Source organism: Methylicorpusculum oleiharenae (genome assembly GCF_009828925.2).
Taxonomy (GTDB): domain Bacteria; phylum Pseudomonadota; class Gammaproteobacteria; order Methylococcales; family Methylomonadaceae; genus Methylicorpusculum; species Methylicorpusculum oleiharenae.
In genome coordinates, this window is sequence record NZ_WUTY02000001.1 from 601,096 (window position 1) to 614,724 (window position 13,629).

Here is a 13,629-nt window from a genome sequence, read left to right on the forward strand (position 1 = left end):
AATGCGATTAAGACTGGATCAGCTGGAAGCTAACTTGAATAAACAGCTGCAAGCTGTTTATTTGATATGCGGCGACGAACCCTTGCAATTGGGCGAAGCGGCTGATCAGATAAGAAAAGCGGCTAAACAAGCCGGTTTTGATAACCGGGAAATATTGACGGTGGACACTCATTTCGATTGGCGAGAACTGAGTGCCGCCGCCGAAGCCATGAGCATTTTTTCCGAAAAAAAACTCATAGATCTGCGTCTGCCCAACGGCAAACCGGGAATGGAGGGTAGCAAAGCGTTCCTGTATTACTGTGAACGACGTCCTGAAGATACGATTTTACTCATCACCTCAGGAAAACTCGAGTCCTCGGCCAGCAAATCAAAATGGGTGCAGGCTATCGAGGCCACAGGAATTCTGGTTCAAGTCTGGCCGCTGGCGGGCAAGGAGCTGATGAATTGGCTATCGCAACGCCTTCAGCAAAAGGGAATGAGTGCCGATAGTGATGGTTTGAAAATTCTGGTCACGCGCATAGAAGGAAACCTGCTGGCTGCAGCTCAGGAGATTGAAAAGCTTTTTGTTTTATACGGACCGGTAAAATTAAAAAACGAGGATATTGCCTCCGTAGTGGCTGACAGTTCCCGTTATGATGTTTTTAATCTGGCCGATGCCCTTTTAGCAGGAAATGCCGAACGCATCGTTAAGATTTTAGAGGGTTTAGAAGCCGAAGGCGTTGCGGCACCGATCGTGCTTTGGTCAATCACGCGTGAAATCAGAGTGTTGTGTAAGATCAAGCAGAGCTTACGCGATGGACATTCTAAAGATCAGGCCTTTTCAAAAAACCAGGTTTGGGATAAACGTAAACCCCTGATTGATGCCGCTATTCATCGTCTGAATACTAACCGGCTTGATCAGGCGCTTTTGTTGAGCGCTAAAGCCGATCGACAAATCAAGGGCGCTCAAATGGGTGACGCCTGGCAGACTCTTTTAACGATCTGCTTGCTGATGGCCGGCCTTGATCCTATGGGAGAAACAGGCTAAACCTTGCGCCACCCAACGTACTTTCATTGTCTATGGCTATAAAACCGCTGCGTTGACCCTGGCTATGAAGTTCGGCAATGGTTGACGCAAAATGAAGTCCAAGACCGGTATTGCCTTTTTCCAGCTCGCAGCTTTTGACACCTTGAATGCCTTCCATGATGCCGGAAGAAAAACCGGGTCCGTCATCTTCAATGCATAAGCAGACAAAATCACCTTGCTGCCGTCCGGATAAGCGTATCGCTTGACGGCAATAGCGCAACGCATTGTTAACGACAGAAACCAGAACCGTATTGATTAACGTATCATCGCAAAAACAAAACAAGTCCGCGCTGCATTCCACTGTGAGCGAAATCTGCCGTAATTGAATCTGCAGGCTTTGCTGATAGCCCACCTCTTCCAAAATTTCGACAACCCGGCACTCTTCCAGCACAGGCTTGAAGTGACTGGCATCCAGCCGGTAAAGTATCAGCAACTGCATGACACAACTGTTCATTCGGGCAGTTTCGAAATCCAGTATCTGAAATTCCGGCTTTTCGGAATTGGCTTGTTCTAACGCAAGCGCTCTGATCAAAGACCGAACGGTTTGAAGTGAGTTTTTTAAATCATGAACTGACGAGGCAAGAATCTGACTGAATTTTGCATCTTGGCTCATTCTTGAGACGCCGTGGAATTGATCTTATGGGACAAATTATTCAACTGGGCTTGCAGATGTTCGATTTTTTCTTTTTTGACACCAAATTGTGACGCTTTATTGATGAACGTTTGAATGCGTTGAATTTTTTCTTTGTTCACTTCGTTGGTCTTTAAGTCATGCAACAAAATCTTGACCATGTTAATCATTATGGTTTTGTTTTCCGGCATGGTCGTTGCCGCCTTCTGGAAAACCTGCGTGGCTTCGGTAATATTGCCCTGCCTAAACAAATCCACACCCTTATTATTAATCTCGACCAATTCTTTTTTGATACGCGCTATCAATTTTTCACCTTGTTGGGCATTACCGGTCTCGTTCAGTACTTTTCTGACATCACCCATAAAGTGATCATCATCGGCATGGTTTTTAATCAGTTGCTCCAGCTCTTTATTTGCCGCTTTATCATCGCCTTTCAGATAACTGGTCTTAATCATTTCCAATCTAAGGTCAGTAGGTGCCTTGTTTCCTAACTCCAGACTCAGTTTTTGCGCTGTTTGATAAGCTTGCACCGAGGATTCCTCATCGGCCAGCTGATGAAAAACCTCTGTTTCCAGCAACGCAGCTCTCAGCTCCGCCTCAGGATTGCCAAAATAAAGCGAGCGCATGTCTTTTAAGGTTTTAAGCGCTGATTTGGCGTCAGTCTTTGAATAAATTTTGGCCAATCCCGCAAAATCGCCGGAAGAATGATGAACGGAATTTTTACCCAGATCGATTGCCGTTTTATAAGCTTTTTCAGCGATGGTCAGCTCGCCATTCATATTGGCCATAGTCGCCAGCTTTTGTTGTCTCAAAATTGCCTGAGGAGATAAGGCGGTCGCTTCATTCAATGTATTCTGAGCCCCGGCAAAATCGCCTTGCGCTTCATGCGTTTTGGCCAGCCAGTCAAACGCCTCCAGCATCATCGGATAATCATCAATCAATTTCCGGAAAATAGCTTCTGCCTCGCTAAAATCGTCCTGCAGATAGGCAATAATTCCCAAGCCCAGTGTGGCCCAATTTAATTCGCTTTGTTCTAAAACGGCCTGATAAATGGCAGTGGCTTTTTTTAAATCACCGATTTTAATGGCCAGCTGGGCACGCAACTTGAGGAGATGCGTATGCATCAGGCGATTATTTTCCAGCAGCTTTTTGTCGCACTGCGCAATTGCAAGACTGATGTTGCCTGAATCAATCGCTTTCTCTATGTCGCCCAGATACTCTTTGCGTGAAATATTTCTTTTGATCCGATTAAGCAACTGCTCGGCATTAAAAGGCTTGGTCATGTATTCATCGGGTTTATTGTCCATCGCCCCCAAGACCATGCTTTGAGTCTGTTCGGCAGTCACCATGATAAATACAGCGTAAAAAGGAAGCAGTTTCCGGAATCTGGCTTCCTCCAGGACCTGCTGGCCGTTTTTACCTGAACCCAGGTTGTAATCGCAAAGCACAATATCAAAACTCTCCTTTCGCATAGCGGCGATGGCACTAGAACCGTTGGCTGCCTCAGTTATGAGTTTCATATCAAAACCATAGATCATTTCCCGGATCGCCTTGCGCATGGTGGCCTGATCCTCGACGATAAGAACTTTCTTTGATTTAAGCGATTGCTTCATCTGGTGAAGTTTAAACGGTGATGGCAAAGTGTCCAGCGAAACGTCAAATAAATCCATTCTGCTATTTCCTGAAGCGTATTTGCGCACCAGTCAAAGCAAGAAAAGTAACCGGCAGTTCTCGCCACAAAAGTTATTATTGATCATAAATTGGCTTTTTAAAATGAAAATAAATCGGCTCACTGCCCGGCATTATAAAGGCATTACCCAAATACAGGCAGCCTCTTAATCAAACGTTATACCCTCGTAGATCGAAATTCGGCACCGAGTGCCCGCCGTAAAACCATCCATGTAGGCTCTAATGCCAGCATCCATACTGGCAAAGCCTTTGCCGAACAACCCGTTGCCTCTTTAGGCACTGCCGAAATTTGAAGTGCGAAAGTCATAAATAAACAGCCGCTTTTTCTTGCTAACACCCTTTGCAGTCAGCGGGCTTGATTTATTCAGATCAAAAGATCCGCTGCACATTCCTACTGTGCTTTTTAATTTAAGAAACTCTGATTTGATTTCTTTGTTTGGGACCGGCTTGAAAAATAGACTTGCCATCCCCACATTGACAGAAACCCTATTAACTGAATTGAGGAATCTATAAGCATGACTGTTGAAGCCAAAAAAGAAACCCGCGGATTTCAAACCGAAGTTAAGCATCTGCTGCATTTGATGATCCATTCCTTGTACAGCAACAAGGAAATATTTTTACGCGAACTTATCTCAAATGCCTCTGATGCGGCAGATAAACTGCGCTTTATGGGATTATCGAACGATGCGCTGTACGAAGGCGATAGTGAACTAAAAATCCGTATCAATTTCGATAAAGACCAAAAAACCATCACCATCATCGATAACGGGGTGGGTATGGATCGCCTGGAAGTGCAAGAGCATATCGGCACCATCGCCAAATCCGGAACCAAACAGTTTTTTGAGTCATTAACAGGCGACCAGGCCAAAGACAGCGAATTGATCGGCCAGTTCGGCGTCGGTTTTTATTCCGCGTTTATCGTTGCCGATAAAGTGACCGTTAAAACCCGCAAAGCCGGCTTATCCGCTGAAGAAGGTGTGTTGTGGGAATCAGCCGGAGAAGGCGAGTACACGCTGGAATCCATTGAAAAACCCACCCGCGGCACCGAAATCACCTTGCACCTGAAGGAAAGCGAAGACGAATTTTTAGACGGTTACCGCCTCCGCTCCATTATCAGAAAATTCTCCGATCATATTTCTTTGCCGATAGTCATGGATAAAGTGATTCCGGCGGAAAAAGACGACGAAGGCAATGAAACTGCGCCATCCAGAATCGAAGAAGAAACCGTCAACAGCGCATCGGCTTTATGGACCAAAGCCAGACAGGATATTTCCGATGAAGATTACAATGAGTTCTACAAACACGTAGGCCATGATTTTCAGGATCCGTTGGCTCATGTCCACAGCAAAGTAGAAGGCACTAACGAATACACCTTGTTGCTTTATGTGCCGTCGAGAGCGCCATTTGATTTATGGGACCGAGATGCCAAACACGGCGTCAAACTTTATATCAAGAAAGTCTTCATCACTGATGATGCCGAACAGTTAATGCCGCGTTATCTAAGGTTCATTCGTGGTGTGATTGACGCCAGTTCCTTGCCGCTTAATGTATCAAGGGAAATTCTGCAACAAAGCAAACAAATCAGTAACATCAAATCAGGCGCGGTCAAAAAAGTGCTCGGCTTGCTGGAAGGTATCGCCAAAAACGAACCTGAAAAATATGAACAGTTCTGGACGGCATTTGGCAATGTCATCAAGGAAGGCCCTATCGAAGACTTTAGCAATCGCGAACGTATCGCCAAATTATTGCGTTTTTCTTCAACGCATACGGATAGCGAAAAACAAGATGTGTCCCTGGAAGATTATGTCAGCCGCATGAAAGAAGGCCAGGAAAAAATCTATTACGTGACCGCAGACAGCTTTGCTGCAGCCAAAAATAGTCCGCATTTGGAAATTTTCCGTAAAAAAGGCATAGAAGTATTGTTGTTATCCGACCGGATAGACGAATGGCTGATATCCAGCGTGTCCGATTTTGACGGCAAACATTTACAATCTGTCGCCAAAGGTGATCTGGATTTAGGCAACCTGGAAGACGAAGAAGAGAAAAAAGAGCAGGAAACCGTCAACAAAGACTTTGAATCGGTTCTAGCCCAAATCAAAGAAGCACTGAAAGACAAAGTTAGCGAAGTGCGTTTGTCGCACCGCTTGACCGATTCCCCTGCCTGCTTGGTAAGCGATGTTTACGGCATGAGTCTCAATATGGAGCGAATTATGAAAGAAGCCGGTCAAAAAATGCCCGGTTCGAAACCCATATTCGAGTTAAACCCCCATCACCAGTTAGTTACGCGTCTGAAAGAAGAGCAAGACGATCAACGTTTTGAAGATCTGGCGCATATTCTGTTCGATCAGGCGGTACTCAGCGAAGGCGGGCAATTGGAAGATCCAGCTGCGTTCGTGCATAAATTAAACGACTTGTTACAGGGTCTATTGAAATAATGCATGAATAAAAAAGGCCGGGCAACCGGCCTTTTTTATGAGCGTTAGTAAATTAAAACGGACAACCAAAAGGATTCAGGTCTAGCCAAGTGAATGACTCTTTTTTAGCGCGATTACTCATTTAAAGCACAAAGTGCCCGCCATCTCGTCAAATTGGTTTTTGCCGGTAACAATATTAATTGCACCGTTGACTTGAATGTTACTGTTGATCGAATCAAGATACTTAAACTTTCCCGTCCCCTTAACCGGATTCATAGTTTCTGAAATGGGTATTTGCCCCTTATCAGGAAAACCCAAAGGTTTCGCAGCATCACTTGACGTAAAAATCAGACCCGCCTTATCAGAAGACCCCAAAACATGATTTAGATAAGTGGTTCCATAAGCATCCTGACCGATGATTTCCCCTTTGAATGGCCCGTTGATTTTAATTACCGGCTTTGACTTTTTAGTTGCAGTAGTTTTAACCAACTGGATTTCATATTGACCAATCTGTTCGAAACTACCCTCAATAGAATCAGAATTCATTGGATTCGGCGGAACAGCGTTAGAGCCACCAGTTCCGCTTTTAATACTATAACAACCGTGAAGTTCGTCATTTGCAGATACTGCTGTTATTGAAAAAGTAAAGGCCGTAAAGGCCAATAGGGTTTTAATCTTCATTGGTGATCTCCCAAAAATGTTTGAAAATTGACTGATTGTTTTTACAAATTATCGGATATAAATATAACTGCTAATCGATAATTTTGGGTTTGTAAGCCTTTTTCAATGATTATTGAATCTGCCGCATGCCGTATTTCTAAGGAACAAAAGACGGAACTCTGTCTCGTATTAATGCAAAACGCATCAACTACGAAGTAGCGAATCTCGATCAAATCAATGCTTTTTCCACTGAGAAAATACGCGCAAACCAGAAACAGGTCAGTTCGTTATCGTACATTCTTCAAAAAACGGGATAATTCACTGGCAATCGAACAAAATAAGGCCCTGCAACAGGGGATAAATTATGAATCGGCAGTATAACTGGACGCTACTACCTGACTTGATTGAAGCGACAATGTGCCAGGTACCGCCGGCACATGTCCTGAATTGGCTGGATGCGATAGATTAAATGTAATCTACCGATGTGAATATTTGGGAAAAACCCTTTTAAAGGAAAAGCGGAGCATTAAAAATCACAAACCTGATTGTTCTTTTGTATTTTTTTTGCGCCAAAAATAGATAGCCGTACCCACTGCGCCAGCGACGAAAAGCAACATCAAAATCGGATGCTCATAAAGGGTATCAAAAAAAGCGCCCATACCTTGCGACGTACCTCGATAATAAGGTCCCATACGACTTTCCTTCCCTTCTTGCGTCGGGATAAACGATAGATTAAAAAAAGATCCTGATTAGCAAGCTGTTTCAGCTAAATCCATAATCGCCCGTCATGCCCGTCGGGAAACGGACATCCAGTGCCATGGATGGTAAGCTTCGAGCTATCCATGTGACCTGGATTCGCTAACGCGGTCTGACGGCTCCGGCAATCCCTGTCGGAATGACGCGTCCGAATAGTTAGCTGAAACATCTTTATAATCAGGAAAAAGATTGCCCATTAAGTACAGCTGGCCCAACCAGCTATTTAATTTAGACATTTATTAGATTATCTTGAAAAGCGGCATTGTCCAGTTCAATAAAGCATTCGGTAATCAACTAATAGAGCTTACTCATGAACGCATTCAAAAAACTCCATCCCTCTAAAGTCTTATCCTTAAACAATCAGCCCTAAGCATGAGCACTCTGCTTAAAAAAGCGCGTATCGCTCTTGAAAATGAGGATCCGGAATCGGCAAAATCAAGACCTTCTCAACTAAGTTATCAGTAACTGGTGATTCGTCCGGGTTTCTTGTATAGTTCGCCGCTTTTCCGGATGTAAGCTATGTTGGAAACCGATGTCATCATAATCGGAGCGGGGGCGTCCGGATTGATGTGCGCAATTGAGGCCGGTAAACGCAAGCGCAACGTGCTGGTCCTAGAACATGCGGCAAAGCCCGGTAAAAAAATCCTGATGTCCGGCGGCGGCCGCTGTAACTTTACCAACATCACGGTCGAGCCGGAAAATTACATTTCCCATAATCCGCATTTTTGTAAATCAGCCTTGAGCCGTTATACCCAGTGGGATTTTATCGATTGGGTTCAGCGCTCACAAATCCCTTATCATGAGCGTGAATACGGCCGTCTGTTTTGCAACGACAGCGCGAAGGATATTCTCGCCATGCTGTTGAAAGAATGCCGGGAGGCTGGCGTCAACATGATGTTGAATACCGCCATAGAAGCTGTCGAACAGCGCCCTGACCAAAAATTTCTGGTCAAAACCCAATTGCAACATTATTTATGCCGTTCGCTGGTCATCGCAACGGGCGGTCTGTCGATTCCCAAAATGGGCGCAACGCCGTTCGGCTATAAAATCGCCGCCCAATTCGGCATCCCGGTTTGGCCGACTTCGGCGGGCCTGGTTCCGTTTACGTTGCAACCGGATGACAAGGAACAATTATCAGACTTGTCGGGCATCGCATTGCTGTGCCGGGCCAGTTGTGCAGGGCACAGCTTTACCGAAAACCTCTTGTTTACACATCGGGGGCTAAGCGGCCCGGCGATGCTGCAGATATCGAATTACTGGAATCCCGGCCAGCCGCTGAAAATCGATTTATTACCAGAGACCGATCTTGCCGCGCATCTGCTGCACCTTAGAACAACAAAATCCAAATCCGCATTAAAGACCGCGTTGGCCGAGTTATTACCGAAACGCTTGATCACCTGTCTGATCGATGAAACGCTGCTGAATAGCAACTTGGCGGACTTATCTGCCATTCAGATCGATTATGTGTCAGGCAGACTTAACAACTGGACGATCAAACCCAATGCGACAGAAGGCTATCGTACCGCTGAAGTAACGTTGGGTGGTGTCGATTGCAATGCGATTTCATCGAAAACGATGGCTAGTCATGACGTGCCGGGGCTTTATTTTATCGGGGAAGTGCTTGATGTAACCGGCTGGCTGGGCGGTTACAATTTTCAATGGGCCTGGGCGTCCGGCTGGTGCGCCGGGCAATATGTTTGAGCTGTGCAGGCATCTGTGTTCGACACGTTTTATCTCGCAGTCGTCCGACGAACAAGAAAAAATCTATTCAGGCAGAAGCCTGGTAAGAACCGGAGCAATGAGTAGAAAACTTCAATAATGACGTAGCTTGATGCGGTGGTTTTCATGACGCCGCATCGGACAATTTGGGCTCTTTTAGGTCATGGCTTACGGTAATAGCGCTTCGCCAGATCATCAGGATCGGCACCGAAAAAATAGGCGAGCCGCATACGCCACATCAATAAAGTGGTTTTAAAAACGCCGTACTGTTCCCAGCGCCGCGCAGAGGTAATTACTTTGGCATTCAGGCAGCAAGGTTTGCCGTGTTTTTTTAACCGGGCACTCATGGCGATATCTTCCATCAAAGCAATCTCCGGGAAGCCGCCCACTGTCTGAAACGCCTGCCGGGTAACGAACAAACATTGATCACCGGTAGCAATACCGGTCAATCGCGACCGAAGGTTCATCATCATCGCAATCACTTTAAAAATGGACTTGGGATTGTCGAACATCACATCGAAACGACCCCATGGACAACCGTCGGCGACGGCCTGAATGATCAAGGTCACAGCATTATCCGGCAATTGAGTATCGGCATGTAAAAACAGCAGAATATCCGCATCAGCCTCGGCTGCGCCGAGATTCATTTGTCTGGCCCGGCCGGGCGGACTGCGCCTGATCTTGTCAACCCAAGGCTCTGCGATAGCCTCGCTAGCATCATGACTGCCACCATCAATTAGCAATAACTGACAGCTTTTTCTATGGGGTTGCAAGGCCTGCAGTTTAGCGGCAAGATGCTTGGCTTCGTTAAGCACCGGTATAACGATACTGATTTGAAAGGTCATTGTTTACTCTGTCCTCTGTTAAGTATTCTGCCGCCAGACATTGAGACTCGAACGCCCTGCACCGCTGAGGATCAATACCGCACTAAAAAACCGGGTATCACGCCAAGTAACAAGGCGATCAGGGCGATAATTTACAGACCGGCGACAAGTTCAAGACGAACCGATCACTTGCCTTATCTGTCGGTTCGGGTGCCAATTCCTTATTAACTGAAGTTTCCCAGTTTTTATAGGATGCCCTCTCTACCAAACGTTCAAAGCCTCACGCGAACAGTGCAAATAAAATGCAAGCCGGCTTGGGACAAACCGGCTCGCAGCTGGCGAGCGAGTGGCCCGCTGACATAGGCTTAGCCGGAAGCGAGCGCAAACCCTTACATAAAAATTTCGATTGGCGACTGCCTATTGATAGGTCAAAGCTTCAGTCGGTAGCCCACACCGGATTCAGTTAACAAATGCTGGGGCTGGGTTGGATCGGCTTCCAATTTGTGGCGCAACTGGCTCATGTATATTCGAAGATAATGAGCGTTTTCCTGGTATGAAGGCCCCCATACCTGTTTGAGAATTTGCTTATGCGTTAGAACCTTTCCGGCATGTTGGACTAACACTGTCAATAATCGAAATTGAATCGGAGTCAGATGCACTTCTGTGCCGTCAACACTGACTATCCGATTCAACAAATCGATTTTCAGATGACCGCTGGTAAAGACCTCGGCTTCTGATTCAAATGAGCGAGTAGCGTGTCGTAAGGCAACGCGAATCCTGGCTAACAACTCGCCGAAACCAAACGGCTTGGTCAAGTAATCGTCAGCCCCTGCATCTAGCGCATCGATTTTGGTCTGTTCACTGCTGCGTGCCGAGAGAATGATGATGGGTATCGATGACCATTCCCGGATTGCTTTGATTACCTGCGAGCCGTCCATATCCGGTAGACCCAAGTCCAGAATGATAAGATCGGGCTTCCGGATACCGGCTTCGATGATGCCTTGCTTGCCGGTTTCAGCCTCAAACACCGAAAAGCCCTGACTACTCAACCCGGTACGCAAAAAACGGCGAATGGCCGGGTCATCCTCGATAACGATAATTACTGCGTCAGTTTTAGCCATGGTTTTAGCTTAGTGGTCTATTACCGGTGGTAATTGATCGACGGGTAAGACAAAAGTAAACACAGCACCGCCACCGGGCCGGTTCTGAGCCTGTATCTTACCGCCATGAATTTCGACGATGGCGCGACAAATCGCCAGACCCAAACCCACCCCGCTTTGAGCGGCTTCGTGACGACCTTGATAAAACTTTTCAAACAACCGGCTTTCCATGCCTTTGGGTATTCCCGGTCCATGATCGGCGACGGCAATTTCCACTTTATTCGGACTGACTTCCACGTCAATAGCCAGTTCGCTGCCCGCCGGAGTGTAACGGACTGCGTTTTCCAGCAAGTTGATCAACACTTGCTCTATCATCACTGCATCGGCATAGACCATTGGCATTCCCGGCGGGAGATTGACTTTGACTCTTCGCCTTGATAATTGCTTTTGCATTCGCGTCAACACTGTACCGATAATTTCCTCCACCGGATGCCACTCTTTGTTCAGTTCCTCCATTCCGGCATCGAGCCTGGCCATATCCAGAATGTTATTAATCAGATTTGACATTCGGCCGGCTTCATCGACTATGGAGCGACTGAGCTCAAGTCTATCTTGTTTATGCAGATGATTGTCCTCTTCCAAAAGCGTACTGGCAGAGCCGATAATGGTTGCCAACGGGGTCCTTAAATCGTGTGAAATAGCACTGAGTAGCGAATTTCGCAAGCGTTCGGTTTCTATCTGCATTTGCGTAATCTTGGCCTGCTCGGCGAGGCGAATTCGCGCTATCGCTTGGCCGATTTGCCGTAAAAACGTTTCCAGCAGTTTTTGCTGCTCGGGCAAGAATACCCGCCTGAGATTAACAGGCAGCATAGCCAGGACGCCCAGCACCTTGTCTTCATTCTGAATGGGAAAGTAGATAGACTCGGAGCCCGGTAATGTATTGGTACCCTGCCCCGCCATTTCGTTGTGATCCAGAACCCATTGGGCAACACTCAAATCGCAGCCATGCAGTGATTCGGTGATACCGATCTGCCGGGGATAAACCATCCGCCCCTCTGGATCCGGAAACAAAATAACGTTACGGCTGCTGAATTCGGAATATAAATGACGCACCGCTGTCCTCACCACATCCTCCTCGCTTTGGCTGGTGGCCAGTTCCTTGCTGATCGCATACAACACTGCTGCGCGGCGTTCGCGATGAGAGGCCACCTTCGCCTGGGAACGGACATTCGTCATCAGGTTGCTGATCACCAACCCGACGACCAGCATGGTTAACAGTGTAATCAGATACTGGCTATCGGCTATCGTTAAACTGTAAAAGGGTTTCACGAACAGCAGATCGAAAATGACAGCTCCCGACAGCGAAGCCAGAATTGAGGCTCCCTGTCCATAACGGGTAGCGACAAACACAATGCCGAGTAGATACACCATGACCAAGTTGGCAAGTTCCAGTTTGCCAAACATCAGACTCGCAATCAAGGTGCTGACCATTGTAACAGCCAATGCCGAGATATAGCCGCGGTAGCGTTTTTGGGTTCTGGACGGTAGGCGTTGCCTCAACCCCGGAAGCGGTGTTCTTTTAAACAGCGACACTTCGACTTCGGTTTCATCTTCCTTTTGCGGACTGCCGAGCAGGTAAATATTGATGTTATGGGCATGACTGATCAGCACGTCGACCACAGAACCCAATAACCAGCGTTTCCAGCCTCGGCGACTGGGTTTACCGACCACTATTTTATTGATGTTGCGTTCACGAGCAAAACGAATAATGGCAGTGCTCATTTCAGGCGCACTCAGCGTCACGGTTTCTGCGCCAAGTTGTTCCGCCAACCGTAAGATGCGCAGCACACCATCGCGTTTTACGGCGGGTAAGCGTTGCAAACCCGGTGTTTCCACATAAGCAACAACCCATTCCGCTCGTAAACTCGCTGACAAACGTTTGCCCGCCCGAACCAATCGTTCGGCCAGAGGGTTGGGACCAATACAAACCAAAATGCGCTCATTGACTTGCCAGACTTCCCGTATCGCATGACCTTCGCGATAATCCAGCATTTGTGCATCCACCCTGTTGGCCGTCTGCCGCAAGGCTAATTCACGCAAAGCAATCAGATTGCCTTTGCGAAAAAAATGATGAACCGCGTCTTTGGCCTGTTGGGGCAAATAAATCTTGCCTTCTTTGAGTCGCAGCAATAATTCATCCGGAGGAAGATCAACCAATTCCACCTCATCGGCATCTTCAAATACAGTATCCGGAACCGTTTCCCTGACCCGTATACCGGAAATCTGGCCAATGTCGTCATTAAGACTTTCCAAATGCTGGACATTGAGGGCCGTATAGACATCGATCCCCGCCTCAAGCAGTTCGTGTATATCCTGCCAGCGCTTCGGGTGCCGGCAGCCCGGCGCATTGGTGTGTGCCAGTTCATCGACCAGAATAATTGCAGGCCGGCGTTTCAGTGCCGCATCGAGATCGAACTCCTTTAGAGTGGTGCCTTTGTAGTTGATTTTGCGGGTCGGAAGAATGTCGAGTCCCTCCAATAACACTTGGGTTTCCTTGCGGCCGTGGGTTTCGATCAGACCGACCAGAACATCAAGATTTTCAGCGCGCCGCTCCCTTGCCGCGAGCAGCATCGAGTAGCTTTTGCCGACGCCGGCCGCCGCTCCGAAAAATATTTTCAAACGGCCCCGGCGGGCTTTGGCATTATCTCGTTCGACGCGAGCCAATAATTGGTCGGGATCGGGGCGCTCATCGTTCATAATCGTTGCCAAT

Annotated in this window: 10 protein-coding genes; 3 read left to right on the top strand and 7 right to left on the bottom strand. The window is 47.2% G+C overall.

Going from position 1 to position 13,629, the window contains the following annotated elements:
* Position 1: 1 nt before the first annotated feature.
* On the top strand, positions 2 to 1,027 hold the full coding sequence (holA, locus tag GO003_RS02860) for a DNA polymerase III subunit delta (RefSeq protein WP_159651827.1): 1,026 nt from the start codon (positions 2 to 4) through the stop codon (positions 1,025 to 1,027).
* Here the strand turns inward: holA and GO003_RS02865 are convergent.
* Entirely contained in the window at positions 1,008 to 1,679 is a 672-nt protein-coding gene (locus GO003_RS02865) for a sensor histidine kinase (protein ID WP_159651825.1), read from the bottom strand. The two genes, holA and GO003_RS02865, sit on opposite strands and share 20 nt — an antisense overlap.
* Positions 1,676 to 3,367, bottom strand: a complete 1,692-nt coding sequence (locus tag GO003_RS02870) for a tetratricopeptide repeat-containing response regulator (protein ID WP_231088797.1) — start codon at positions 3,365 to 3,367, stop codon at positions 1,676 to 1,678. Before GO003_RS02870 ends, GO003_RS02865 begins: the two co-directional genes overlap by 4 nt.
* Before the next feature lie 534 nt (positions 3,368 to 3,901).
* Here GO003_RS02870 and htpG point away from each other — a divergent pair.
* The gene (gene htpG / locus GO003_RS02875) at positions 3,902 to 5,821 is read left to right on the top strand and encodes a molecular chaperone HtpG (RefSeq protein ID WP_159651823.1); all 1,920 of its coding nucleotides are present in this window, start codon (positions 3,902 to 3,904) and stop codon (positions 5,819 to 5,821) included.
* A gap of 117 nt (positions 5,822 to 5,938) precedes the next feature.
* Here the strand turns inward: htpG and GO003_RS02880 are convergent, their stop codons facing one another.
* The gene (locus tag GO003_RS02880) at positions 5,939 to 6,481 is read right to left on the bottom strand and encodes a hypothetical protein (protein ID WP_159651821.1); all 543 of its coding nucleotides are present in this window, start codon (positions 6,479 to 6,481) and stop codon (positions 5,939 to 5,941) included.
* A 512-nt stretch (positions 6,482 to 6,993) separates the two neighbouring features.
* Positions 6,994 to 7,152 carry a hypothetical protein gene (locus GO003_RS02885; RefSeq protein ID WP_164505697.1) on the bottom strand — a complete coding sequence of 53 codons (159 nt, stop codon included), beginning with the start codon at positions 7,150 to 7,152 and terminating at the stop codon, positions 6,994 to 6,996.
* A gap of 583 nt (positions 7,153 to 7,735) precedes the next feature.
* Between GO003_RS02885 and GO003_RS02890 the strand changes: the two genes are divergently transcribed.
* Positions 7,736 to 8,917, top strand: a complete 1,182-nt coding sequence (locus GO003_RS02890; RefSeq protein WP_159651819.1) for a BaiN/RdsA family NAD(P)/FAD-dependent oxidoreductase — start codon at positions 7,736 to 7,738, stop codon at positions 8,915 to 8,917.
* A gap of 179 nt (positions 8,918 to 9,096) precedes the next feature.
* Here the strand turns inward: GO003_RS02890 and GO003_RS02895 are convergent, their stop codons facing one another.
* The 3 genes from GO003_RS02895 to GO003_RS02905 form a co-directional block, all read right to left on the bottom strand.
* Positions 9,097 to 9,780, bottom strand: coding sequence for a TIGR04283 family arsenosugar biosynthesis glycosyltransferase (locus tag GO003_RS02895; RefSeq protein WP_159651817.1), 684 nt, complete (start codon positions 9,778 to 9,780; stop codon positions 9,097 to 9,099).
* 407 nt (positions 9,781 to 10,187) lie between these two features.
* Positions 10,188 to 10,880 carry a response regulator gene (locus GO003_RS02900; protein ID WP_159651815.1) on the bottom strand — a complete coding sequence of 231 codons (693 nt, stop codon included), beginning with the start codon at positions 10,878 to 10,880 and terminating at the stop codon, positions 10,188 to 10,190.
* Between the two features lie 9 nt (positions 10,881 to 10,889).
* Complete coding sequence (locus tag GO003_RS02905) at positions 10,890 to 13,616, bottom strand: sensor histidine kinase (RefSeq protein ID WP_159651813.1); 2,727 nt, start codon at positions 13,614 to 13,616, stop codon at positions 10,890 to 10,892.
* Between the last annotated feature and the right edge of the window lie 13 nt (positions 13,617 to 13,629).

Excerpts from the sequence above, each read along its gene's own strand:
- GO003_RS02865 (WP_159651825.1), bottom strand. The coding sequence starts at position 1,679 with ATGAGCCAAGATGCAAAATTCAGTCAGATTCTTGCCTCGTCAGTTCAT.
- GO003_RS02885 (WP_164505697.1), bottom strand. The coding sequence starts at position 7,152 with ATGGGACCTTATTATCGAGGTACGTCGCAAGGTATGGGCGCTTTTTTT.
- GO003_RS02880 (WP_159651821.1), bottom strand. The coding sequence starts at position 6,481 with ATGAAGATTAAAACCCTATTGGCCTTTACGGCCTTTACTTTTTCAATA.
- GO003_RS02890 (WP_159651819.1), top strand. The coding sequence starts at position 7,736 with ATGTTGGAAACCGATGTCATCATAATCGGAGCGGGGGCGTCCGGATTG.
- GO003_RS02870 (WP_231088797.1), bottom strand. The coding sequence starts at position 3,367 with ATGGATTTATTTGACGTTTCGCTGGACACTTTGCCATCACCGTTTAAA.
- htpG (WP_159651823.1), top strand. The coding sequence starts at position 3,902 with ATGACTGTTGAAGCCAAAAAAGAAACCCGCGGATTTCAAACCGAAGTT.
- GO003_RS02895 (WP_159651817.1), bottom strand. The coding sequence starts at position 9,780 with ATGACCTTTCAAATCAGTATCGTTATACCGGTGCTTAACGAAGCCAAG.
- GO003_RS02900 (WP_159651815.1), bottom strand. The coding sequence starts at position 10,880 with ATGGCTAAAACTGACGCAGTAATTATCGTTATCGAGGATGACCCGGCC.
- holA (WP_159651827.1), top strand. The coding sequence starts at position 2 with ATGCGATTAAGACTGGATCAGCTGGAAGCTAACTTGAATAAACAGCTG.
- GO003_RS02905 (WP_159651813.1), bottom strand. The coding sequence starts at position 13,616 with ATGAACGATGAGCGCCCCGATCCCGACCAATTATTGGCTCGCGTCGAA.